20 protein-coding genes and 1 tRNA gene are annotated in these 23213 nt (G+C 69.8%); 7 read left to right on the forward strand and 14 right to left on the reverse strand.

All coding sequences use genetic code 11. From position 1 onward, the window contains the following. Nucleotides 1–147: 147 nt before the first annotated feature. From ACOKM3_RS15845 to ACOKM3_RS15880, 8 genes are all read right to left on the reverse strand, one after another. A complete protein-coding gene (locus tag ACOKM3_RS15845; protein WP_426900984.1) occupies nt 148–1251 on the reverse strand; it encodes an LCP family protein in 1104 nt (367 codons plus the stop codon). A gap of 331 nt (nt 1252–1582) precedes the next feature. Further along, on the reverse strand, nt 1583–3682 hold the full coding sequence (gene rho / locus ACOKM3_RS15850; protein ID WP_426900986.1) for a transcription termination factor Rho: 2100 nt from the start codon (nt 3680–3682) through the stop codon (nt 1583–1585). A 400-nt stretch (nt 3683–4082) separates the two neighbouring features. After that, nucleotides 4083–5000, reverse strand: coding sequence for a homoserine kinase (thrB, locus tag ACOKM3_RS15855; RefSeq protein WP_426900988.1), 918 nt, complete (start codon nt 4998–5000; stop codon nt 4083–4085). 314 nt (nt 5001–5314) lie between these two features. After that, nucleotides 5315–6382 carry a threonine synthase gene (thrC, locus tag ACOKM3_RS15860; RefSeq protein ID WP_426900990.1) on the reverse strand — a complete coding sequence of 356 codons (1068 nt, stop codon included), beginning with the start codon at nt 6380–6382 and terminating at the stop codon, nt 5315–5317. A gap of 6 nt (nt 6383–6388) precedes the next feature. Then, a complete protein-coding gene (locus ACOKM3_RS15865) occupies nt 6389–7681 on the reverse strand; it encodes a homoserine dehydrogenase (protein ID WP_426900992.1) in 1293 nt (430 codons plus the stop codon). A gap of 139 nt (nt 7682–7820) precedes the next feature. Then, complete coding sequence (gene lysA / locus ACOKM3_RS15870) at nt 7821–9212, reverse strand: diaminopimelate decarboxylase (protein WP_426900994.1); 1392 nt, start codon at nt 9210–9212, stop codon at nt 7821–7823. Between the two features lie 32 nt (nt 9213–9244). After that, on the reverse strand, nt 9245–10330 hold the full coding sequence (gene nrtL, locus ACOKM3_RS15875) for an ArgS-related anticodon-binding protein NrtL (RefSeq protein ID WP_426900996.1): 1086 nt from the start codon (nt 10328–10330) through the stop codon (nt 9245–9247). Between the two features lie 91 nt (nt 10331–10421). After that, nucleotides 10422–10946, reverse strand: a complete 525-nt coding sequence (locus tag ACOKM3_RS15880) for a response regulator (protein ID WP_426900998.1) — start codon at nt 10944–10946, stop codon at nt 10422–10424. A gap of 114 nt (nt 10947–11060) precedes the next feature. On the opposite strand from ACOKM3_RS15880, the gene ACOKM3_RS15885 reads away from it, so the two are divergent. Further along, a tRNA-Arg gene (locus ACOKM3_RS15885) sits at nt 11061–11132 on the forward strand. Between the two features lie 363 nt (nt 11133–11495). Beyond that, nucleotides 11496–12113, forward strand: coding sequence for an SHOCT domain-containing protein (locus ACOKM3_RS15890; RefSeq protein ID WP_426901000.1), 618 nt, complete (start codon nt 11496–11498; stop codon nt 12111–12113). Nucleotides 12114–12334: 221 nt separating this feature from the next. Here the strand turns inward: ACOKM3_RS15890 and ACOKM3_RS15895 are convergent, their stop codons facing one another. From ACOKM3_RS15895 to ACOKM3_RS15910, 4 genes are read right to left on the reverse strand one after another with little or no spacing between them, the layout of a single operon-like run. Next, nucleotides 12335–12799, reverse strand: a complete 465-nt coding sequence (locus ACOKM3_RS15895) for a MaoC family dehydratase (RefSeq protein WP_426901002.1) — start codon at nt 12797–12799, stop codon at nt 12335–12337. Then, on the reverse strand, nt 12796–14310 hold the full coding sequence (gene menE / locus ACOKM3_RS15900; RefSeq protein ID WP_426901004.1) for an o-succinylbenzoate--CoA ligase: 1515 nt from the start codon (nt 14308–14310) through the stop codon (nt 12796–12798). The genes ACOKM3_RS15895 and menE overlap by 4 nt, the downstream gene beginning before the upstream one ends. Before the next feature lie 20 nt (nt 14311–14330). Beyond that, entirely contained in the window at nt 14331–15206 is an 876-nt protein-coding gene (locus ACOKM3_RS15905) for an amidohydrolase family protein (RefSeq protein ID WP_426906806.1), read from the reverse strand. 5 nt (nt 15207–15211) lie between these two features. Continuing rightward, a complete protein-coding gene (locus ACOKM3_RS15910; RefSeq protein WP_426901006.1) occupies nt 15212–16135 on the reverse strand; it encodes an SDR family NAD(P)-dependent oxidoreductase in 924 nt (307 codons plus the stop codon). A 152-nt stretch (nt 16136–16287) separates the two neighbouring features. Between ACOKM3_RS15910 and ACOKM3_RS15915 the strand changes: the two genes are divergently transcribed. Together ACOKM3_RS15915 and ACOKM3_RS15920 are read left to right on the forward strand one after the other, a co-directional pair. Next, complete coding sequence (locus ACOKM3_RS15915; RefSeq protein ID WP_426901008.1) at nt 16288–16749, forward strand: MarR family winged helix-turn-helix transcriptional regulator; 462 nt, start codon at nt 16288–16290, stop codon at nt 16747–16749. Between the two features lie 228 nt (nt 16750–16977). Next, a complete protein-coding gene (locus ACOKM3_RS15920; protein WP_426901010.1) occupies nt 16978–18129 on the forward strand; it encodes an acyltransferase family protein in 1152 nt (383 codons plus the stop codon). An 87-nt stretch (nt 18130–18216) separates the two neighbouring features. Here ACOKM3_RS15920 and ku read toward each other — a convergent pair whose 3' ends face one another. Continuing rightward, entirely contained in the window at nt 18217–19248 is a 1032-nt protein-coding gene (ku, locus tag ACOKM3_RS15925; protein WP_426901012.1) for a non-homologous end joining protein Ku, read from the reverse strand. Nucleotides 19249–19331: 83 nt separating this feature from the next. Between ku and ligD the strand changes: the two genes are divergently transcribed. Then, nucleotides 19332–20213: a non-homologous end-joining DNA ligase gene (gene ligD, locus ACOKM3_RS15930; RefSeq protein WP_426901014.1), complete on the forward strand. Its 882-nt coding sequence runs from the start codon at nt 19332–19334 to the stop codon at nt 20211–20213. A gap of 85 nt (nt 20214–20298) precedes the next feature. Here ligD and ACOKM3_RS15935 read toward each other — a convergent pair whose 3' ends face one another. Beyond that, complete coding sequence (locus ACOKM3_RS15935; RefSeq protein ID WP_426901016.1) at nt 20299–21102, reverse strand: NERD domain-containing protein; 804 nt, start codon at nt 21100–21102, stop codon at nt 20299–20301. Nucleotides 21103–21212: 110 nt separating this feature from the next. On the opposite strand from ACOKM3_RS15935, the gene ACOKM3_RS15940 reads away from it, so the two are divergent. Both ACOKM3_RS15940 and ACOKM3_RS15945 read left to right on the forward strand, forming a co-directional pair. After that, nucleotides 21213–21893, forward strand: a complete 681-nt coding sequence (locus tag ACOKM3_RS15940) for a hypothetical protein (RefSeq protein WP_426901018.1) — start codon at nt 21213–21215, stop codon at nt 21891–21893. 8 nt (nt 21894–21901) lie between these two features. After that, entirely contained in the window at nt 21902–23173 is a 1272-nt protein-coding gene (locus ACOKM3_RS15945; RefSeq protein WP_426901020.1) for an ATP-binding protein, read from the forward strand. The last annotated feature ends 40 nt before the right edge of the window (nt 23174–23213 follow it).

A 23213-nucleotide genomic window follows, 5' to 3' on the forward strand; every position in this document is an offset into this window, starting at 1 on the left:
GGAGGGCGCCGGGTCGCTGACGCGGGATGCGGGAGCGTGAACCGGGGCCGACGTACCAGTCTGCCAGGACTGGCCGTATCCCCCAAAACCGAGAAGGGCCCGGAAGTATTCCCGGCCCTTCCCGAGGGGGTCGTCGCTGCTTCGCGCCTACTTCACGACGCTGTCGGCGGAGCCCTTCGCGGAGTCCTTCGTGGCCGACTTCGGGATGGCCTTGTCGGCCTCCAGGGCCTTCCAGACCTTCTTCGCGTTGGTCTTGTCCAGGAGCACGCGGTTGGCGTCGTTCGGGTCGTACTGCACCGGCAGCGTCACCATGTTCATGTCGCCGGAGCCGATGCCCTTGAGCCCGCTCGCGAACGAGGTCAGGTCCTTGACCGAGGCCAGCTGCGAGTCCGTGGTCACCGTCTTCGTGGCGGTGTTCGCGAGTGCGTACAGCTTGCTGGGGCTGGTGAAGACGCCGACGCTCTTGATCTGGTCCATCAGGGCCTTCATGAACGCCTGCTGGAGCTGGATGCGCCCCAGGTCACTGCCGTCGCCGACGCCGTGCCGGGTGCGGACGAGGCCGAGCGACTGCTTGCCGCTGAGCGTGTGCGTACCGGCGTCGAGGTTCAGATGGCTGTCGGGGTCGTTGATCGCCTTCGTGGTGGTGACCTTGACGCCGCCGAGGTCGTCGATCAGCTTCTGGAAGCCGCTGAAGTCGACCTCCACGTAGTGGTCCATGCGGATTCCGCTCAGGGACTCGACGGTCTTCACCGCGCAGGCCGCGCCGCCCGTCGAGTACGCGGAGTTGAACATGACCTCGTTCTGCGCCGGGTACTCGTTGCCGTCCTTGTCGGTGCACGAGGGGCGGTCGATGAGCGTGTCCCTGGGGATGGAGACGACGCTGGCCCGCTTGTGGCCCTTGTAGACGTGGACGACCATCGCGGTGTCCGAGCGGGCCGAGCCCTCGTCGGCGCCGCCGCCGACCTTCTCGTTGTCGCCTGCCCGGGTGTCGGAGCCGAGGACGAGGATGTCCTCGGAGCCGTTGTCCACGTTCTGCGGACGGTCGGTGCCCAGCTGCGAGTCGATGTCGACGCTCTTGATGTTGCCGTTGAGCTGGAAGTAGACGTACCCCAGGCCGGTTCCACCGAGGACGACGACGCCCGCGGCGCTCCACGCCGCGATCCGCAGCGCCTTGCTGCGCCCACTGCGCGGTTTGCGGCGGCTGCCCTTGGCGCCGCGGTGGCGCCCGGGCTTGCTGTCACGTTCCGGCATAACTCCTCGCAGGTTCGTCTGCTTCTGATCCTTCGGTCCCGCTTTTCGTTCACTCGGTGTGACGGCGGACCGCCAAGAAGGGTTGCACAAACACGTGTGCGCATTCTGGGACGGAAGTGCGACGGTACGTAGCGGCATCAACGAGCAGCAACCCTCTCACCTGCACTTTCACGCCCATGTGCCGCATGCTTCACAGAGGGCACAGATCCTTATACGTGTGGTGAAGGTCTCTGGCCACCGAGTGCCCTGAAACGTTCCGAGCAGGCACGGAAAAGGGCTGGGCCCCGCCGCACGAAGCGGCGGGGCCCAGCCCTTGAATCCCTGTGAAGCGTCAGTCGTTGCCGTTGCCCGGCGTCGGCGTCGTCTTCTGGATCTGCAGCAGGAACTCCGCGTTGGACTTCGTCTGCTTCATCTTGTCGAGCAGCAGCTCGATCGCCTGCTGCTGGTCGAGCGCGTGCAGCACGCGACGCAGCTTCCAGGTGATCGCCAGCTCGTCGCTGCCGAGCAGGATCTCTTCCTTACGGGTACCGGACGCGTCCACGTCCACCGCCGGGAAGATGCGCTTGTCGGCGAGCTTGCGGTCGAGCTTGAGCTCGGCGTTGCCGGTGCCCTTGAACTCCTCGAAGATGACCTCGTCCATGCGGGACCCGGTGTCCACCAGCGCGGTGGCGAGGATGGTCAGCGAGCCGCCGTCCTCGATGTTGCGGGCCGCACCGAAGAAGCGCTTCGGCGGGTACAGGGCGGTCGAGTCGACACCACCGGACAGGATGCGGCCGGAGGCCGGCGCCGCGAGGTTGTACGCGCGGCCCAGGCGGGTGATCGAGTCGAGCAGCACGACGACGTCGTGACCCAGCTCCACGAGGCGCTTGGCGCGCTCGATGGCGAGCTCGGCGACCGTGGTGTGGTCCTCGGCCGGACGGTCGAAGGTCGAGGAGATGACCTCGCCCTTCACCGACCGCTGCATGTCGGTGACCTCTTCCGGACGCTCGTCGACGAGGACGACCATCAGGTGGCACTCGGGGTTGTTCACCGTGATCGCGTTGGCGATCGACTGCAGGATCATGGTCTTGCCGGTCTTCGGCGGGGCCACGATCAGACCGCGCTGGCCCTTACCGATCGGCGCGACGAGGTCGATGATGCGCGTCGTCAGCACACCCGGGTCCGTCTCCAGGCGGAGGCGGTCCTGCGGGTAGAGGGGCGTCAGCTTGTTGAACTCCGGGCGCCCACGGCCGGATTCGGCCGCCATGCCGTTCGCCGAGTCGAGGCGGACGAGCGCGTTGAACTTCTCGCGGCGCTCGCCGTCCTTGGGCTGCCGCACGGCACCGGTGACGTGGTCACCCTTGCGCAGGCCGTTCTTGCGGACCTGGGCCAGGGAGACGTAGACGTCATTGGGACCCGGCAGGTAGCCCGACGTACGGATGAAGGCGTAGTTGTCGAGGATGTCGAGGATGCCCGCGACGGGGATCAGGACGTCGTCCTCGGAGATCTGCGGCTCGTTGCCGAAGCCCTGCTCGTCGCGCCCACGACGCCCACGGCGGTCGCGGTAACGGCCCCGGCGCCCGCGGCGGCCGCCGCCGTCGTCGTCGTAGCCGTCGTCCTGCTGGTTGTTGTTCCGGCCGCCGCCCTGCTGGTTGTTCCGGCCGCCGCCCTGGTTCCCGCCCTGGTCGTCGCCCTTGCCGCCGCGGCGGTCACGGTCGCCGCCCTGGCGGTCACGGTCGCGCCCACCACGGCCGCCCTGGCGGTCGCCCTGACGGTCACGGCGGTCGCGGCGACCCTCGTGGTTGCCGTCCTGGCCGCCGTCGCCCTTGTTGCCGTCGCCGCCGTCCTGACGCTCCTGCTTGTCCTGACGGTCCTGCTGGCGGTCCTGCTTGTCCTGGCGGTCCTGGCGCGTGTCGGACCTGGCCTCGGCGGTGACCGTCTCGGGGCTGCCCGCCTCGGACGTGGCACGACGGCGACGACGCTCGCCGGCCGGCTGCTCGTCACTGGCGCCCTGGCCGGGGATCTCGATCTGCTGCTGGGCCGTGGCCTTCTTCGCCTGGGCGTCGGCGGCCTCGGCCTTGTCCGCCTTGGCACCCGACTTCGCGGGCGCCGCGTCGGCCGCGGACTCGTCGCCGGTGCGGGCCTTCGAGGTGGCCCGCCGCTTCGGCTTCGTCTCGGCGGCGTCGGCGCTCTTCGCGGGGGCGGCCTGGGAGTTTCCTCCCCCGGACTGCGCCTCCTTGATGACCTCGATCAGCTGGCTCTTGCGCATCCGCGCAGTGCCCTTGATACCGAGGCCCGATGCGACCTGCTGCAGCTCGGCCAGCACCATGCCGTCAAGGCCGGTACCGCGGCGCCGCCGGGCGGGCGCGGCGGAGGCGTCCGCAGAGGACGCGGCGGGCGCGGCAGCAGAGCTGTCGGCAGTCACGCCCATCAGATCGGTGGTGTCGCTCACGAAGGGTCCTTCCCTGGAGCGGACGTCGGCCTGTCTGGCTCGGCGACCGTGTTGTGCTGTCCGGCGGTGGTCCAGCCTGTACGGACCGTGTGCCGGGGCGGTTGTCCGCCGAAGAGGCGGAAGAATTCGGTGGTGACGGCGTAGCCCGATTCCGCGGGTGCACTGGATTTCTGTGTCACGCGGCTCAGTCACGCCGGTTCCGGAGCGTGCTCGCCACTCTTCAGCGCCACGTCTCGACATGCGAGGACGCTGCACAGAATCGCTGGGGAGGCTCCCGGAAGAATGGTTGTCCCTGACGGGGACACACAGCACCTCGCCATGGTAGGGCCGGGTGCAGACTTGAGGTTAACACTACCGGATCCAACAAACATTCCCCCTCTCGTATTCCGGCAACCGGGTGTCAGGAGCCAAGCGGCAGCACGCTCGCTCCGTCGACATCGAGGTCGAGGCGGTTCGCCGCCCAGCCCTCCCCGGCCAGCCGGGCGACCTTGTCGGCCGTTTCTTCCTCCACCAGAGCGAGGACCGTCGGCCCCGCTCCGGAGATCATCGCGGGCACCCCGTCGGCCCGCAGCCGCTCCACCAGTGCGGCGCTCTCCGGCATCGCCGGCGCCCGGTACTCCTGGTGAAGACGGTCTTCCGTGGCCGGGAGCAGCAGCTCGGGGCGCCTGGTCAGGGCCTCGACGAGCAGGGCCGCCCGGCCCGCGTTGGCCGCGGCGTCCACGTGCGGGACGGTGCGCGGCAGGAGTCCTCGCGCCATTTCGGTGAGGACCGGCTTTCCGGGGACGAAGACCACCGGAACGATGGAACCGGCCGCGTCGAGACGGATCGCGCGGCCCGCGCCGGTCTCCGTCCACGCGATGGTGAAGCCACCGAGCAGGCACGGGGCCACGTTGTCGGGGTGGCCTTCGATCTCGGTGGCGAGTTCGAGCAGCGCCGCGTCGTCGAGCAACGCGTTGCCGCCTATCGTCACGGCGCGCGCGGCGACCACGGCCGACACGATCGCGGCGGACGAGGAGCCGAGGCCACGGCCGTGCGGGATGCGGTTGGCGCAGACGATCTCAAGGCCGCGCGGCTGTCCGCCGAGGGCGTCGAAGGCCGTACGCAGGGAGCGGACCAGAAGGTGCGACTCGTCACGGGGCAGGGTCTCGGAGCCCTCACCGGCGATGTCGATGTTCAGCCCGGAGTCGGCGACCCTGACGACCACGTCGTCGTAGAGCCCCAGCGACAGGCCGAGGCTGTCGAAGCCCGGGCCGAGATTGGCGCTGGTGGCGGGAACGCGCACCCTGACGGCGGCGGCGCGGAAGGCGGGACCGGCCATCGCTCGATGACTCTCCTTGAGCTACGGGATGTTTCGAGAACTTCCGATGTCTTGTGATGCGTCGAAGTCTGGTGGTGCGTGCGTCGACACCCGGGCCGCGATCGACGGAACGGCGGCGGCACCACGGCATATGCGGTGGGCGGGTTCGATACAGCCTATCGAAGGAAGGTTCAGTGGCGACATAGGGCGCACAGGAGGCGCACGATGCGTGTCGTAAGCCCCCCTGTGCACCCCCTGTACGGAAACGCCCAGTTGACGGCGTGTCAGCGTCGCCTAAAGAGTCGCCCGCCGAGTCGTGCGACGAGTCGTACGGCTCAGGCGAGACCGAGACGCTCGGCGGCCGCGGCGGAGTCGACCGGCACGGTGACCGGCTGCGGAGCACCGGCGACGGCCCAGTCCGGGTCCTTCAGACCGTTGCCCGTGACGGTGCAGACGATCTTCTGGCCGGGGTCGACCTTGCCCTCTTCGGCGGCCTTCAGCAGACCGGCGACGGACGCGGCCGAAGCGGGCTCGACGAAGACACCCTCCTGGGACGCCAACAGCTTGTAGGCGCGCAGGATCTCACGGTCCGTCACCTCGTCGATGAAGCCGCCGGACTCCTCGCGCGCGGCGAGCGCGTGCTGCCACGAGGCGGGGTTGCCGATGCGAATCGCGGTGGCGATCGTCGAGGGGTCCTTGACGACCTCGCCGCGCACGATCGGCGCGGATCCTGAGGCCTGGAAGCCCCACATCCGCGGCGTACGGGAGGAGACGTTGTCGGCGGCGTACTCCTTGTAGCCCTTCCAGTACGCCGTGATGTTGCCGGCGTTGCCGACCGGGAGGACGTGGATGTCGGGCGCGTCGCCGAGCGCGTCCACGATCTCGAACGAGGCGGTCTTCTGGCCCTCGATGCGGAACGGGTTCACCGAGTTGACCAGCGCCACCGGGTAGTTCTCGGAGAGGGCGCGGGCCAGGTTCAGGCAGTCGTCGAAGTTGCCGTCGACCTGGAGGATCTTCGAGCCGTAGACGAGCGCCTGGCCCATCTTGCCGAGCGCGATCTTGCCCTGCGGCACGAGGACGGCGCAGACCATGCCGGCCCGCACGGCGTACGCGGCGGCGGAGGCCGAGGTGTTGCCGGTGGAGGCGCAGATGACGGCCTTCGCGCCCTCCTCCTTGGCCTTCGTGATGGCCATGGTCATGCCGCGGTCCTTGAACGAACCGGTCGGGTTGGCGCCCTCGACCTTCAGGTGCACCTCACAGCCGGTGCGCTCGGAGAGCATCTGCGCGGGCACGAGCGGCGTACCGCCCTCGCGCAGTGTCACGACCGGCGTGGTGTCGGTCACCGGGAGCCGGTCCCGGTACTCCTCGATGATGCCGCGCCACTGGTGGGTCTGTCCGGTCATGAGCTGCTACTCCCCTTCAACACGCATGATGCTGGCGACACCGCGCACGGTGTCGAGCTGACGCAGCGCGTCCACGGTCCCGGTGAGGGCCGCGTCGGCCGCGCGGTGGGTGACGACGACGAGGGAGGCCTCGCCGTCCTTCCCCGACTGGCGCACGGTGTCGATGGAGACACCGTGCTCGGCGAAGACCGTCGCCACCTGCGCGAGAACGCCGGGCTTGTCGGCCACGTCGAGGCTGATGTGGTACCGCGTCACGACATCGCCCATCGGCGAGACGGGCAGCTGCGTGTACGCGGACTGGCCGGGTCCCGTCGCGCCATTGAGGCGGTTGCGGCAGACGGCGACGAGGTCGCCGAGTACGGCGGACGCGGTCGGCGAGCCGCCGGCGCCGGGCCCGTAGAACATGAGCTGGCCCGCGGCCTCGGCCTCGACGAAGACGGCGTTGTACGCGCCGCGCACGGAGGCCAGCGGGTGGGACAGCGGGATCATCGCCGGGTGCACGCGGGCGGTGACGGACTGCCCGTCGGCGGCCCGCTCGCAGATGGCGAGCAGCTTGATGGTGCAGCCCATCTGCTTCGCGGACGCGAAGTCGGCGGCGGTGACCTCGGTCATGCCCTCGCGGTACACGTCGTCGAGGCGGACGCGGGTGTGGAAGGCGATCCCGGCGAGGATGGCGGCCTTGGCGGCGGCGTCGAAGCCCTCGACGTCGGCGGTCGGGTCGGCTTCGGCGTACCCGAGGGCGGTGGCCTCGTCGAGCGCTTCCTGGTAGCCGGCGCCGGTCGAGTCCATGGCGTCGAGGATGAAGTTCGTCGTGCCGTTCACGATGCCGAGGACGCGGTTGACCTTGTCCCCGGCGAGCGACTCGCGCAGCGGCCTGACCAGCGGGATCGCGCCGGCGACCGCGGCCTCGTAGTAGAGGTCCTCGCCGTGCTCGACGGCCGCGGCGTGCAGGGCGTCGCCGTCCTGGGCGACGAGCGCCTTGTTGGCGGAGACGACGGAGGCGCCGTGCTCGAAGGCGGTGGTGATCAGCGTGCGCGCGGGCTCGATCCCGCCGATGACCTCGACCACCACGTCGATGTCGCCGCGTTTCACGAGCGCGGTGGCGTCCGTGGTGACCAGCGCGGGATCGATTCCCTCGCGCACCCGGTCGGGCCGCCGCACGGCCACACCCGCGAGCTCGACGGGGGCACCGATCCGGGCGGCGAGGTCGTCGGCGTGCGTCGTCATGATGCGCGCCACCTCTGAGCCGACAACCCCACAGCCCAGCAGCGCCACCTTCAGTGGACGCGTACGCATCATGCGACCTCGTTTCCTCTACTGCTTCCGATACTTCGACGTATCTCTACGTGTATCGCTACGTGTATCTACGGTGGGTCCAGTCTCACCCACCGGACCGGGGTTTCAGCCCCCGGTCCGGATCGTGAGACGTAGATTTCATTTATCCGACGTCGAGACGCAGGAGATCTTCCTCCGTCTCGCGCCGGACGATCACCCGGGCCTCGCCGTCGCGCACGGCGACGACGGGCGGGCGAAGCGCGTGGTTGTAGTTGCTGGCCATGGAACGGCAGTACGCGCCGGTGGCGGGCACGGCGATCAGATCCCCGGCCGCCACGTCAGCCGGAAGGAAGGCGTCCTTCACGACGATGTCGCCACTCTCACAGTGCTTGCCGACGACACGGACGAGCATCGGCTCGGCGTCGGAGCGGCGGGAGACGAGGGCGACGGTGTACTCGGCGTCGTACAGCGCCGTACGGATGTTGTCGGACATGCCGCCGTCGACGGAGACGTAGGTACGCAGTCCTTCGAGCGGCTTGACGGTGCCGACGGTGTAGAGCGTGAAGGCGGTCGGGCCGACGATGGCGCGGCCCGGCTCGACCGAGATGCGGGGGGTGCGGAGGTTGGCCGCCTCGCACTCACGGCCGACGATCTCGTTCAGCGCCTTGGCGATCTCGTGCGGCTCGCGGGGGTCGTCGTCGCTGGTGTAGGCGATGCCGAGGCCGCCGCCGAGGTCGATCTCGGGAAGCTCGATCCCGTGCTCGTCACGGATCTCGGCGAGCAGCCCGACGACGCGCCGGGCGGCGACCTCGAAGCCCGCCATGTCGAAGATCTGCGACCCGATGTGGCTGTGGATGCCGATGAGTTCGATGCCGTCCAGCTTGATGGCGCGCCGCACGGCCTCCGCCGCCTGCCCGTCGGCGAGGGCGATGCCGAACTTCTGGTCCTCGTGCGCGGTGGCGATGAATTCGTGGGTGTGTGCCTCGACGCCCACGGTGACGCGGATCTGCACGCGCTGCCGCTTGCCGAGGCCGTCGGCGATGTGGGCGACGCGCGCGATCTCCTGGAAGGAGTCGAGCACGATGCGCCCGACGCCGACCTGGACCGCGCGGCTGATCTCTTCCTCGGTCTTGTTGTTGCCGTGGAAGGCGATGCGCTCGGCGGGCATGCCGGCGGAGAGCGCGGTGGCGAGCTCACCACCCGAGCACACATCCAGATTCAGCCCCTCCTCGTCCAGCCACCGCACGACGGCGCGGCTGAGGAAGGCCTTACCGGCGTAGAAGACATCGGCGTCGGGCCCGAAGGCGTCGCGCCAGGCGGCGCACCGGGCGCGGAAGTCGGTCTCGTCGAGGAAGTACGCCGGGGTGCCGAACTCCTCGGCGAGCCGGGCGACCTCGATGCCGCCGACGGTGACACCACCGTCGTCGGTACGGGCCACGGTCTGCGCCCACACCTTCGGGTCGAGGGCGTTCAGGTCGGCGGCCGGGGCGGTGTAGTGGCCCTCGGGCAGGACGTCGGCGTGACGGGGTCCTGCGGGGTGTGCGGAACGGCTCATGGCTGCGGTGGCTCTCTTCGTCTACTTCTGTGTCACAGATGTTCGGGTGCGTCGATGCCGAGCAGGGTCAGGCCGCCTGCGAGCACCGTCCCGACGGCTTCGGCGAGCGCGAGCCGGGCACGGTGGGCGGCCGAGGGTTTCTCCTCGCCGTGGGGCAGTACGGCCGGGTGGAGCGAGGCCATGAAGGTGTCGGCGACGCCGACGAGGTGCCGGGCGAGCCGGTCGGGGGCGTGCTGCGCGGCCGCGGTGCGGAGGATGCGGGGGTGGTCGGCAAGCGCGGCGACGAGGTCTTCGTGACCGTCCTGCCCGGTGGGGTCGACGGCTCCGGTGAAGCCGAGGTCCGCGGCGTTGCGGGTCAGGGCGTGGGTGCGGGCGTGGGCGTACCGGACGCGGAAGAGCGGGTTGGACTCGCGCTGGGCGAGGTGCTCGTGCTCGTCGTACTCGTCTCCGATGCGGGGCCGGTCGTGGCCCGCCGGGTGGAGCAGGGCCCAGCGGGCGGCGTCGCGGCCGAGCGGTACGGGGTCGGCGGGGGCGGGCACGGGCCGGACGTTGACGCCGACGGGGGCGCTGCCGGTCTCGTCGACGTGGACGCCGAGGACGTCGACCCACTCGGGCCGGGGCCGGCCCGCACAACTGGTCCGTACGAGGACGCCCTGCGAACGCAGCAGTCGGGCGACGGATTCCATGACGACGAGGGCGCGCACCTCGTCGGGGGCACGCAACTGAACAACGTGACCGGTGGAGGCTGCTTCGGCTTCTACGAACCCGTATCGATCCCCTGCTCGCAGGATCTCCGCGACGAGCGCGCCGGAGGCGGACGCGGATTCCGACAGCCTGAAATTGAGGAACCCGGGTCCTGTGACGACGACACCGTCGATACCGGGGCTCTCCCCGAGCCGACGGGACAGGATCTCGGCGACCTGACGCGGTGGCCGTCCGGCAGGGCGGGCGAGCTGCAGCGCGACGTTCGTGGCGTAGTCCCCCTGCCCGCCGGCCCGCGGCCGCTCGACGACGATCCGCTCCTCGCCCGCCGCGCACACGGCCGCGTCGAGCTCACCGTCGTCGACCGCGCGACGGACGGCGCGCAGGACGGTGCGGGAGAGCTCGGCGGGGGTCACGGGACAAGCGTATGGGAGGAGGGGGGTGGGTAGGCGAGTCGGTTTCCCGGAAGGTCCGGGATGCGGACGGGGAGCCGGGCCGGCGGGACGCTCAAGCGTCGGCGGTGCGGGTGGCCTGCTCGGCGTCATCGGCGGCACTCACGGGGCGCCCCGCGCCCGCCCGGGAGGCGCCGGCGGGACCCGCCCCCGTACGCCCCTGCTCGCTCAACTGCCGTACGACGCGCACCAGTTCGCTGGGCTCGAAGGGCTTGGCGAGAAACGCGTCGACGCCGACGTCGAGCCCGCTCTCCACCTCGTACTGGGTGCAGGCGCTGACGACGACGATGGGCAGCGAACGCGTACGGGCGTCCGCCCGCAGCCGGGCGGCGGTGCGCAGCCCGTCGAGCCGGGGCATGACGACGTCCAGCGTGACGACATCGGGCCGCACCTGGTCGATCACGTCCAAACATTCGGCACCGTCGGCCGCGGTCACGACCTCGAAGCCCTCCAGCTCGAGATTGACCCTGATCAGCTGCCGAATCACCTTGTTGTCGTCCACGACAAGGACTCGGCCGGACGCGCCTGGCACAACTCGAGAGTAGGTCGACACCGGCCACCGCGTCCGGGTTTTCCCCACTTCCGCCCCCTACAGGCGACACGAACCCCGCCGCTCCCCGCCCGATAACCCGTTCCTGAGGACCTCAAAGGAGCTGGTAGTGTTCTACCCGTCGCCACGCACAGCGCGGCGCACGCCCCCGTAGCTCAGGGGATAGAGCAACGGCCTCCGGAGCCGTGTGCGCAGGTTCGAATCCTGCCGGGGGCACTCGCCACACAGTCAGCCAGAACCACGTGCTGAGCTGGGCGGATGCCGACATGAGAGAGCGGGAGTCAGTCTCACTGACTCCCGCTCTTTCTCGTTGTCTACGGCTGTTCGCGACACACCTCCGACCCGTTCGTCAGAGGTGTCGCCCTCTTCTTCCATTGCCTTGCGGTCTTCGCGTCGGCCGCTTCCTCGTGACCGTAGATGCAGCTGTCGGCCGAGCCGGCGCTTACGACGTGGCGGCAGGGGTGGTGACGCAATGGCACAGTCGTGCCGCCAGCCTGGTGTCCCCCGGTCCACAGCGGGAGACTGGACGAGGCGCTGACCTCAGCTCCATCCTCTCCTCCAAAGGGGCTGATGAGGATCATGTTCAAGCGCGACCCCAAAAAATCTGCGCAGAAGGCGGCTGAGCGCGAAGAAAAGCAGCAGGCACGTTCGCAAGCCGCTGACAAACGGCAGGCAGATAAAGAAGCGCTGAAGGACTGGCGCAAGTTGCATCCTGCTGAGAAGACGATGAACAACGCGGCGATGATGCACCTGTGGCCGTCGTCCAAGTTCGGCGTGACTGCCCAAGGGCCGGTGGTTGGCGGTCAGGCTGACTTCGTCAATGCAGGTGCTCACAAGGCATGGACCGCGACAAGGCTCGCAGGTGGCGTTGCAACAGGGGGCGTCTCCGCTTTGGCAGGACGGAAGAACAAAGGGGCGGCGCTGATAAATGTGACCTTCGGCAACGGGGCCGCACAGACGTATAGCGTCACACCAGACTCCACAAACCTGCGAGCCGCCAATCAATACGTGAACGCGTTCAACACGCTTGCTGCACAGTTGGCCAACGAGAACGGATCTCCCCACTCCCCGGAAGCAGCTCAACCCCAGTCCGCCTCTGTGGCAGACGAGCTTGGGAAGCTGAAGGCGCTTGTCGAGCAAGGCGTGTTGACGCAGGACGAGTTCAATCAGCAGAAGGCGCGGCTGCTCGGGAACTAGGGACCTGGGCCGTGCACCCCGAACCGCTCGAGGCCACCACATCCCACATCGGCGTGATGGATCAACTGCCGTTGCTGACCCGCATCTTGCCGCACGTGAGGGGCGGACCAGCGACGGCTGCCGTCTCAGCCGGCCGGAGTATGAACTCTGTGACGGCTGACCACCGAAATGTCGTGGCCAGCCGTCACAGTCACCGCGTCACACATACGCTCCGACCGCGGTCAGGCGTAGAAGCGGGAGATGCTTTGGAGGACGGCGGCCGGCTTGGGGGCGCCCTCTATTTCTATGGTTCCGTCGATGGTGATTTGGGCTCCGTCGCCTGGCACCTCTTCCACCGATGCCACCCGCGCCGACAGGCGGATGCGGGAGCCGGCCTTGACCGGGGACGGGAAGCGGACCTTGTTGAGGCCGTAGTTGACCTTTGTGGTGACGCCCTGGACGTCCAGGAGGTCGGTGAAGAGGGGGATGAAGAGGGAGAGGGTCAGGTAGCCGTGGGCGATCGGGGCGCCGAAGGGGCCCGCCGCGGCGCGTTCGGGGTCCACGTGGATCCACTGGTGGTCGCCCGTCGCGTCGGCGAACGTGTTGATGCGGTCCTGGGTGATCTCGAGCCAGTCGCTGGTGCCGAGGTCCGTGCCGGACAGCTTCTTGAGCTCGGCGAGGCCGTTCACCGTGAGAGTCGTGGTCATTGTTTTCCGCTGTCCTGTTCGTCGGGGCCGTAGGTCGTACGCAGGCGGGATTTGATGAGCTTTCCGGAGGCCGTGCGTGGGAGTTCCTCCACCAGGAGGAGGGACTTGGGGATTTTGTATTTCGCCAGTCGGCCGGAGAGGGAGGCGAGGAGCGATTCAGCGGGTGGGGCCGTGCCCTCGCGCGGGACGACTATGGCGCGGGGGACCTCGCCCCATTTCTCGTCGGGGACGCCTATCACCGCGCACTCCGCCACATCGGGGTGGGCCAGGAGCGCGGCCTCGATCTCGGCGGGGTAGACGTTCTCGCCGCCCGAGATGATCATGTCCTTGAAGCGGTCGACGATGGTGACGTAGCCGTCGGCGTCCACCCGTGCCGCGTCTCCGGTGCGGAACCAGCCGTCGGAGAAGGCTGCTTCGGTCTCCGACGGCAGGCCCCAGTAGCCCGGCATCACGTGCGGGCCGCGGACCACCACCTCGCCCGTCTCGTCGGCGGCCACCGGCGTCAGGTCCGGGCCCACCACCTGTACGTCGCTGAAGAAGTGCGGCACGCCCGCCGAGCCCGCCTTGCTCACCGCGTGCTCCGCGTCGAGGAAGAGGGTGCCGGGGGCCGCTTCCGTCATGCCGTAGCCCTGGAGGAAGGTGAGGCCGCGTTCCTGGTAGGCCGCGATCAGCGGCGGCGGCACCGGGGCGCCGCCGCAGGTCAGGAGGCGTAGGGAGGAGAGGTCCGCGGTCGGCCACGCGGGCTGGCGGGTCAGCAGGTCGAACATCGTCGGGACGCCGAACATGAAGGTGATCCCGTACTGCTCCATCAATGCGAACGTGCCTGCCGGGTCGAAGGCGTCGACCAGGACGCATGTGCCGCCCTTGAGCAGCACCGGCAGCGTCAGCATGTTCAGGCCCGCCGTGTGGAAGAGGGGGGCCGAGACCAGGGCGACCTCGTCCGCGATCAGGTCGTGGTCGACCAGGACGTTGATCGCGTTCCAGGTCAGGTTGGCGTGGGTGAGCATCGCGCCCTTGGGGCGGCCCGTCGTGCCCGAGGTGTACATGATGAGGCAGACGTCGTCGCCGCCGACCGCCTCGTCGACCGGGTCCGAGGAAGGGGCGGATGCGAGGAGGTCCTCGTAGCCGGCTCCTTCGGCCTCGATTGTCACCGGGACCGACAGTGTCCTCGCCTGTTCCCCGTCTCCCGTGTGCAGGAGGGTTTTCGCTCCCGAGTCGGCTATTTGGTAGGCGAGTTCGGCTGTCGACAGGCGGGTGTTCAGGGGGACGAAGACTGCCCCCAGAGTGCCCGCCGCGAACAGCGTCTCCAGGTACGAGGGGTGGTTCGGGCCGAGGTACGCGACGCGGTCGCCACGGCGCACGCCCTGGGCTCGCAGGGCGTGTGCCAGGCGGGTCATGCGGTCGTGCAGGTCGGCGTATGTGTAGGTGGTGCCGTTGTGGATCAGGGCGGTGCGGTGCGGGGTCTTGCGGGCCCGGCGTGCGGGCCATGATCCCAGTCCCTCGTTGCGCATCCGTGCCTCCTACGGGTACGTCACGGCTTTGTCAGGCCGAGCAGGCGTGCCGCGTTCTCCTTGAGGATCTTGGGGCGGACCTCGTCCTTGATCTGGAGCTTCGCGAAGTCCGCGAGCCAGCGGTCCGGGGTCAGGACCGGGTAGTCCGAGCCGAAGAGGACCTTGTCCTTGAGGAGCGTGTTCGCGTACTGGATCAGCTGGGGCGGGAAGTACTTCGGGGACCAGCCGGAGAGGTCGATGTGCACGCCCGGCTTGTGCGTCGCCACCGCCAACGCCTCGTCCTGCCAGGGGAACGACGGGTGCGCCAGGATGATTTTGAGGTGCGGGAAGTCGGCCGCCACGTCGTCCACGTACAGGGGGTTCGAGTACTTCAGGCGGATTCCGCCGCCGCCGGGAACGCCCGCGCCGATGCCCGTCTGGCCGGTGTGGAAGAGGGCGATGGTGCCCGTTTCCTCGATCAGCTCGTACAACTCGTAGGCGACCGCACGGTCGTTGGGGAAGAAGGCCTGGATGGAAGGGTGGAATTTAAAGCCCTTTACTCCGTATTCCTCCACCAGGCGGCGGGCCTGCTTCACCCCGGCCTTGCCCCGGAACGGGTCGATCGAGGCGAAAGGGATCAGGACGTCCGGGTGGGCGGCCGCCGCCTCCGCGACCTCCTCGTTCGGGACCGGTTCCGTGCCCGTCGCGGACTCCGCGTCGACAGTGAAGATCACGGCCGCCATGTTCCGCTCGCGGTAGTACGCGGCCGTCTCCTCGAGCGTCGGCTTCCGCTTGCCCTCAGTCTTGAAGTACGCGGACGAGGCCTCGTGGAGGTCGTCCGAGAGGGAGGCCTTCCCCTTGGAGGACACCTCCGCGTGGGTGTGGACGTCGATCGCCGCCAGCTCGTCGATGTTCATCGCGTTCATCGGGCCTCCCCCTCCGGAATCTTCGGTGCGGGGATGCCGCTCGTCTGGAGTTCGGCGCCGACCGACGTGGGCCACGCGTCGGCGATCGTGTCCGGGGTCCAGCCCCCGTCCGCGTACGCCGACTTGATCTCCTGCGGGTGCGACCAGAGCGTGAGCCGGTCGCCTCCGATGCCGATCGCCTGGCCGGTGACAGCGCGGGCCGCTTCGGAGGCGAGGAAGGGAACGAGGGCCGCGCAGTCCTCCGGTGTGCCGAAGCCCTCGCCCTTGCGCAGGAAGGACGGGAGCGGTTCGCCGGCGTGCATCGCCTCGATGTACGGGGCGAAGGCCGGGATCGTCTCCGTCATGGCCGTCGCGGCGACCGGGACGATCGCGTTGACCGTGATGTTCGCCCGGGCCAGCTCCATCGACCACGTACGGGCCATGGCGACGATGCCGGCCTTCGCGGCGGCGTAGTTCGTCTGGCCGAAATTGCCCCGTTGCCCCGCGGGCGAGCCGACGAGGACGAGCGTGCCTCCCTCGCCCTGCTCGCGCATGCGGACCGCGGCGGCGCGGGCGCAGGTGAAGGTGCCCTTCAGGTGGGTGGTGAGCACCGCGTCGAAGTCGTCGTCGGTCATCTTCCACAGGACCTTGTCGCGCAGGATGCCGGCGTTGGTGACCAGGACGTCGAGGCGGCCGAACTCGCTCACCGCCCGCGCCACCAGACGGTCCGCGGCCTCCGCCGTGCCGACCGGGACCACCTCGGCGACGGCCGTTCCGCCCGCCTCCCTGATGGACTTCACGGCCGCTTCGGCGACGGCCTCGTCGACGTCGTTGACGACGACCGAGGCGCCGTGGGCGGCGAGGGCATGGGCGTAGGAGAGGCCGAGGCCACGGCCGCCGCCGGTGACGACGGCCGCCTTCCCGGTGAGATCGATGGACACGTGTGGATCCCTTCCTGCCAGCGGTACGGCGATACGTGGGGCAAGAAGGAAGCTAAGAGCAATAATTGGTGACGTCAATAGTTGTCGCCGACCCGTATGTACGAGAGACTGTCGCGGCACACCGCAGGCCCGGCCCACCCCAGGGAGACCCCATGACCCCCGCCCCGATCGACGCGCACGAGCCATGGATGCGCGGGCTGCACGCCGACACGGGCTATCTGCTGTACCGGCTCGGCCTGCGCTCGGGGCAGCTGTTCAACGCCTCGCTCCAGGAGTCGGGGCTCCGCCTGCGCCACTACGCGGTGCTGCGCTTCCTGGCCACCGGCGAGGGCGCGCCCCAAAGGGAGTTGAGCGCGCAGCTCGGCTACGACCCGAGCGCGATCGTGGGTCTGGTCGACGACCTGGAGAAGGCCTCGTTCGTCGAGCGGCGGCCGTCCCCCGGCGACCGGCGCACGCGGATCGTCGTGCTCACGGACGACGGGCGGGACTTTCTGCGCGGCACGGACGAGGCGGGACTGCGGGTGACGAGCGAGCTGCTCGCACCGCTGGACGAGGACGAATGCGAGACGCTGCACGGGCTGTTGCGGCGGGTCGCGGAAGCCGGGCTCGGCTGACGAGCACTTTCGGCCGTTGTCGACTTCTCGCTACGGAGACCGGTAGCGAACCCGTTTGAGTGATGGTCATTCCTGATCAGGACTGTGAGAGCCGCCACGCGGACTCGATCCAGGTTTACTCGTGCCCCACCGCATGACTACGGTTCGGTCGATGTCTCGCAGCCACTTGAACCTCACGAATCCAGGAAGATGCGTATCCGGTAGCCGGGGTTCCCAACGGGAGGGATCGTGAGCGAACCGGTACAGCTCGCGGCTCATCGGGCCCCGCTGCCCGATCAGCAGGACACCGTCGCACCCGCGAGCACTCCGTCCAGGAGACAGGCGGCCACACCGGCCACCACCGCGACACCGAAGTCCGGCAAGGCCCGTGACGCGTTCTACGACAACGCCAAGTACCTGGCGATCGTCCTGGTCGCGATGGGCCACTCCTGGGAGCCGCTGCGCGACGGGAGCCGGGCGGCCTCCGCCCTCTACATCATCGTGTACACGTTCCACATGCCGGCGTTCATCGTGATCTCCGGCTACTTCTCGCGGTCGTTCGACGCGAGCCCCGCTCGGCTCAAGCGGCTGATCACGGGGGTGGCGGTGCCGTACGTGGTGTTCGAGGTCGTCTACACGCTCTTCAAGCGGTACGCCGGTGACGATCCCGGATACGACTTCAGCCTCCTCGACCCCTGGTACCTCACCTGGTTCCTGGTCTCGCTGTTCGTGTGGCGCCTGAGCACGCCGATCTGGAAGACGATCCGCTGGCCGCTGCCGGTGGCGCTCGCCATCGCGGCGCTCGCCTCCGTCTCCCCCAGCATCGGCGACGACCTGGACATGCAGCGCCTGCTGCAGTTCCTGCCGTTCTTCGTCCTCGGCCTGTGCTTGAAGCCTGAGCACTTCCAGCTGGTGCGCCGCAAGGAGGCGCGGATCATCGCGGTGCCGGTCTTCGCGGCCGCGCTGCTGTTCGCGTACTGGGCGGCGCCGCGGATGACCGCGGCGTGGACGTACCACCGGGACAGCGCCCAGGAGTTGGGCGCGCCCGGCTGGACCGGAATCGTCATGACCCTGGCCATGTTCGGCTGCTCGGTGATCCTCACCGCGTGCTTCTTCGCGTGGGTGCCGGGCCGCAAGCTCTGGTTCACGGCGCTCGGCGCGGGCACGCTGTACGGCTACCTGCTGCACGGCTTCGTCGCCAAGGGCTCCCGCTTCTGGGACTGGTACGACAACGCCTGGATGCACACCCCGTGGGGCGAGGTCGTGGTGACGCTGCTCGCGGGCAGCCTGATCACCGTGCTGTGCACGCCACCGGTGCAGCGGATGTTCCGGTTCGTGATGGAACCGAAGATGGAGTGGGCGTTCAAGCGGGACGCCGCGAAGCTTGCCAGGGGGCGCTAGCCGCCTTGGTGCCCGGCGACGGGATTGCGGTCTCGGGGCTCTGCCCCGGGCCCCGCGGCCTCTCGTCCAAGAGCGGGGCTTACACGCTCAAGCCGACGTCTTCTTGCGAGGCGTCGGCTTCTTCTTTGCCGAGGTCGTCTTCTTCGACGAGGTCGACTTCTTGGCGGTGGTCTTCTTGGCGACGGCCGTCTTCTTCGCCGGGGCGGACTTCTTCGCGGTGGACTTCTTGGCCGCCGTCTTCTTCGTGGCCGCGCTCTTCTTGGCGGTGGACTTCTTCGTACGGGACCGGGAGGACAGCTCCGTCACCTCGGCCACGTCCTCGCCCTCCTCGCCCTCGTCCCGCGCCTTCTTGGCCGCCCGGACGCTACTCTCCAGCGCCGACATGAGGTCGATGACCTTGCCGCCGCCACCGTCCGACTTCTTGGGGGTCTCGGCCGGTTCGGTGCCGGAGGCCTTCGACTCGATCATCTCCTCCACGGCGTCCCGGTAGTCGTCGTGGAGGGAGTCCATGTCGACCTCGCCGAGCGTGTCCATCAGGGCGTCCGCCAGATCGAGTTCGGCGTCGCGGACCGTGACGTGGGATTCGGGGGCGACGTCCTCGGGGGCGCGGATCTCGTCCGGCCAGAGCAGTCCGTGCATCGCGATGACGTCGTCGACGACCCGCAGCATCCCGAGCCGCTCCCTGCCGCGCAGCGCGAACTTGGCGATGGCCACCTTGTTGCTGCGCTTGAGCGCCTCGCGCAGGAGCGTGTACGGCTTGGCGGCCGGGACGCCGTTGGCCTGGAGGTAGTACGCCGTGCCCATCTGGAGCGGGTCGATCCGCTCGGCCGGCACGAAGGAGACGATCTCGATGGTCTTGGCCGTGGGGATCGGGAGCTGGGCGAGGTCGTCCTCGGTGATCGGGATGATCGAGCCGTCCGCGTCCTCGTAGCCCTTGCCGATCTCGTCGTTCGGGATCTCCTTGTCCTCCAGCTCGCACACCTTGTGATAGCGGATGCGGCCGCCGTCCTCCAGGTGGATCTGGCGGAAGGAGATCGAGTGGTTCTCGGTGGCGTTGACCAGCTTGATCGGGATGCTGACCAGGCCGAAGGAGATGGCGCCGTTCCATATGGAGCGCACGGTGGACCTCCCGGTTCGCGCCGCGATACACGTCATGAGCGACAGAGACGACATAACGGGCTGGGTTGCCAGAGTATTACCGTATGGCGCCCATCACAGAAGTGGAGGGGCGGCGGCTCACGCTCAGCAACCTGGACAAGGTGCTGTATCCGGGATCCGGGTTCACCAAGGGCGAGCTGCTGCACTACTACGCGACGGCCGCGGAGGCCCTGCTCCCGCATCTGCGGGACCGCCCGGTCTCCTTCCTGCGCTTCCCCGACGGGCCGGACGGCCAGCGGTTCTTCGCCAAGAACGTGCCGCCGGGGACACCCTCCTGGGTGAAGACGGCCGAGGTGCCGCGCTCGGACGGGGGCTCGCGGCAGATCCTCGTACAGGACCTGCCTACGTTGATGTGGGCGGCGAACCTGGTCACCGAGTTCCACGTGCCGCAGTGGCGGGCGGAGGCGCCGGGGCGGGCGGACCGGCTCGTGTTCGACCTGGACCCCGGGGCGCCGGCCGACATCGTGCAGTGCTGCGAGGTGGGTGTGTGGCTGCGGGAGCGGTTGGCGCGGGACGGGCTCGAGGCGTACGCGAAGACGTCCGGGTCCAAGGGGCTGCACCTGCTGGTGCCGCTGGTGCCCACGGCGTCGGAGCGGGTCAGTGCGTACGCGAAGGGGCTCGCCCAGGAGGCGGAGGCGGCGATGCCGCGGCTCGTGGTGCATCGGATGGCGCGGGGGCTGCGGCGCGGGAAGGTGTTCGTCGACCACAGTCAGAATTCGGCGGCGAAGACGACGGCTGCGCCTTATACGGTGCGGGCGCGGGTGTCTCCGACGGTTTCGGCGCCGGTGACGTGGGGGGAGGTCGAGGGGTGCGGCTCTGCGGGGGACCTGGTTTTTGTTGCGGCGGACGTTGCCGCGCGGCTGGGGCGGGACGGGGATCTGCTCGCGGGGTTGTTCGAGGTCGGCCGGGCCGGGGAGCTTCCGTGACGCGGATGGCGTCGCGGTCGCGGGGCTCCGCCCCGGACCCCGCGGGCTCACGTCCAAGAGCGGGGCTGAAAATGCCTGAAGTGGGTCACACCCGCGTCCACGTCGCCCTGTCCCGCGCCATCATGTGCAGCGCCTCCACGTCCGCCGGTTTGAGGAGGGCGGCTGTGTGGGTGAGGGGGGTGAGGTCGGTGTCCGTGAAGAGGCGGACGTCGCGGGGCGGTGTCGTCACCTCGACGGTCGCCGGTTCCACCAGGACCAGGCCCGCGCGGACCTCCGCGGTGAGGGCGAAGGAGGCCCGGGAGGCGTCGGCCCGGACCCGGCGCAGCAGTGGCTGGCGTTCCGCGCGGCCCGCCGTCACCCAGGGGTCGCCGATCCGCACCCGTTGCCTGCGCACGGGCAGCACGTGCAGCGCGAACAGGCCGCCGGGGCCGATCAGCAGGTGGTGGATGTGGGAGCCGCCGGGCAGCGGCACCGAGTGCAGCACACGCCAACCGGCCGCCTCGAGGCCGTCGAGTACCTCGCCCACCCGTGCCTGCGCGGCGAGCGCCCTGCGCCGCGGGTCGGCGCGCAGCCGGCGCTGCGGGGCCGGGGCGCGGTCCAGGGAGATGACGAGGGCCTCGCCCGGCCGGTTCGGCGCGAGGTCGTCGTCGGGGTGGAGGGTGAGCCCGGCCAGTTCGGCGGGGGTCGGCACCGGGGGCGGTCCTACGGCGACCTGGCCGGCGATGAACGGGCGGAGCACGTCGAGCACATCCGCCCTCCGGGTCTCGCTGAGCAGGGTCACCCGGCCCGCGTCCCGGTCGTACCAGGCGACGTTCGTGCCGTCGTCCCCGCACACGTAGAGCCACTCCTGGCCGTTCCGCCAGGTCGGTATGACGCGCAGTCCGCTCATGCCCCATCACCCCACGACCATGGGAGCAGCAAGCCCGCCGCAGGGCAAGAAGCCCGCAGGCCCGGCATGATGTCCAACGCGACCCGTTCGACCCGGCAGGCAGGAGTGCAGTGACGACAGGCCCTGGGCGCCTCGGCCGACCCGTCCTCGCCGTGTCCGCCGCCGTACTGCTGGGCGTGTGTGCCGGATGCGGGGATCAGGGTGGCCTGGAGAGCGCGGGGCCGACCCCGACGGCCGTCGGGCCCGAGCGGCTGTGGCCCACGCTGCCGCCCGCGACCCGCGCCGCCGACGACTACGGCGCCGGGGAGACGGCCGTGGTCAAGGGCGTGAAGGTGCCCGGCGGGAAGCTGCGCGCGGTCGACCCGGTGACGATCGTGCGGGCCCGCGTCGCCGCCGCGCCCGACGACTACAAGGACATCGCCGACGACGTCGCGGACTGCCCGTCCAAGGACTGTCCCGTGCTCGGCGGGTACTACCGGGATCTGACCGGCGACGGCCCGGACGATCTGCTCGTCGCCGTCCGCGCCCCGCACCGCCAGGCGTATCTGCAGGCGTACACGTACCGCGACGGCAAGCTGACCCAGATCATGGACGACAAGGACGCCGTCATCAACGTGCACCTGGCGGGCCGGAACATCGTGGTGCGCGCCGCCGCCGACCTGTCCGGGTACGAGTACCGCACGTCCTGGTCGTACGACACCCACCAGAAGGCGATGCTGCCGACCCGCGACGAGATCCTGCGCACCGGGGCCAAGCGCACTCCTGACGTGCCGTCGCCGAGCCGCTCGTGAGTCCGCGCATGCCCCGGCTGCCCGCCTGGACCGCGTCCCTGACGTGGAAGGCGACCGCGTTCATCACCGTGATGTGCTGTGCGCTCGCCGCGCTGCTCGGAGTCCTCGTGCACGTCTCGGTCACCGATCAGACGACGGGGCAGGCCCGCGAACGCGCGCTCACCCTCCTGGAGTCCACCACCAAGCGGTACGAGGCCGGGGGCAGGCTCGCGCCGGGCGCGGGCATCGATCCGCCGGGCCTGCCCGCCGAGTTGCGCGCCCTCGCCGCGCGCGGGGAGCGCGGCACGATGATCGCGGAGCACCCGGAGCGGCCGACGATGTGGGCGGCCGGCCCCGCGGCCACCGGCCGGGGCGACGGGCGGGCGCTCGCGGTGCGGCTCGGCTTCGCGCAGGGCCGGCGCACCATCGACGGGCTCGACGGGGCGATCCTCACCTCGTCCGTGCTGGCGATCGGGGCGACGCTGCTGGTCGGCGCGTTCGCGGTGACCCGCGTGACGCGGCGCCTGCACGCGACGGCGCGGGTGGCGCGCAGGATCAGCGCGGGCGACATGGACGCGCGCGTCGACGACCGCAGGACGAAGGATCCGGGGCGGCGCCACGACGAGGTGGCCGATGTCGCGGGCGCGCTCGACAGCATGGCCGGTTCGTTGCAGGCCAGGATCCTGACCGAGCAGCGGTTCACGGCCGATGTCGCGCACGAGCTGCGCACGCCGCTGACCGGGCTGCACGCCGCCGCAGAGCTGCTGCCGCCGGGGCGGCCCACGGAGCTGGTGCGGGACCGGGTCGCCGCGCTGCGCACGCTCACCGAGGACCTGCTGGAGATCTCGCGGCTCGACGCGCGCAGCGAGCGCCTCGACCTGGACGAGAACCGGCTCGGCCCGGTGGCGGAGCGGGTGGTGCGGGCGTCCGGCACGCCCACCGAGGTCGAACTCGTGCGGGACGTCTGCGTGCTGACGGACCGTCGGCGCCTGGAGCGGGTCCTCGGCAATCTCGTGGCGAACGCGCACCGGCACGGCGCCGCACCGGTCACCCTGACCGTGGACGGACCGGTGATCACGGTGCGCGACCACGGCGCGGGCTACCCCGGCTACCTCGTGGAGCACGGGCCGCAGCGCTTCCGCACCGAGGGCGGCGCCCGCGGACACGGGCTCGGCCTGACCATCGCGCTCGGTCAGGCCGAAGTCCTGGGCGCGCGCCTGGAGTTCGGGAACGCGCCGGACGGTGGCGCGGTGGCGACGCTGACGCTGCCGTACGAGGGGGCCGAGTCCGGGGCGCCATAGGGGCGATGGCGGAGAGTGACCTTTTGCGCGCCCTGCGTGC

The organism is Streptomyces nidicola (assembly GCF_050106155.1).
Taxonomy (GTDB): Bacteria; Actinomycetota; Actinomycetes; order Streptomycetales; family Streptomycetaceae; genus Streptomyces.

What these genes read in the sequence shown, in the direction of transcription:
- ligD (WP_426901014.1), top strand. Translation starts at nt 19,332, where the DNA reads ATGGCGCCCATCACAGAAGTGGAGGGGCGGCGGCTCACGCTCAGCAAC.
- menE (WP_426901004.1), bottom strand. Translation starts at nt 14,310, where the DNA reads ATGCGCAACGAGGGACTGGGATCATGGCCCGCACGCCGGGCCCGCAAG.
- ACOKM3_RS15890 (WP_426901000.1), top strand. Translation starts at nt 11,496, where the DNA reads ATGTTCAAGCGCGACCCCAAAAAATCTGCGCAGAAGGCGGCTGAGCGC.
- thrC (WP_426900990.1), bottom strand. Translation starts at nt 6,382, where the DNA reads ATGACCGGACAGACCCACCAGTGGCGCGGCATCATCGAGGAGTACCGG.
- ACOKM3_RS15865 (WP_426900992.1), bottom strand. Translation starts at nt 7,681, where the DNA reads ATGATGCGTACGCGTCCACTGAAGGTGGCGCTGCTGGGCTGTGGGGTT.
- ACOKM3_RS15945 (WP_426901020.1), top strand. Translation starts at nt 21,902, where the DNA reads ATGCCCCGGCTGCCCGCCTGGACCGCGTCCCTGACGTGGAAGGCGACC.
- ACOKM3_RS15935 (WP_426901016.1), bottom strand. Translation starts at nt 21,102, where the DNA reads ATGAGCGGACTGCGCGTCATACCGACCTGGCGGAACGGCCAGGAGTGG.
- ACOKM3_RS15915 (WP_426901008.1), top strand. Translation starts at nt 16,288, where the DNA reads ATGACCCCCGCCCCGATCGACGCGCACGAGCCATGGATGCGCGGGCTG.
- ACOKM3_RS15905 (WP_426906806.1), bottom strand. Translation starts at nt 15,206, where the DNA reads ATGAACATCGACGAGCTGGCGGCGATCGACGTCCACACCCACGCGGAG.
- ACOKM3_RS15895 (WP_426901002.1), bottom strand. Translation starts at nt 12,799, where the DNA reads ATGACCACGACTCTCACGGTGAACGGCCTCGCCGAGCTCAAGAAGCTG.
- ACOKM3_RS15845 (WP_426900984.1), bottom strand. Translation starts at nt 1,251, where the DNA reads ATGCCGGAACGTGACAGCAAGCCCGGGCGCCACCGCGGCGCCAAGGGC.
- thrB (WP_426900988.1), bottom strand. Translation starts at nt 5,000, where the DNA reads ATGGCCGGTCCCGCCTTCCGCGCCGCCGCCGTCAGGGTGCGCGTTCCC.
- lysA (WP_426900994.1), bottom strand. Translation starts at nt 9,212, where the DNA reads ATGAGCCGTTCCGCACACCCCGCAGGACCCCGTCACGCCGACGTCCTG.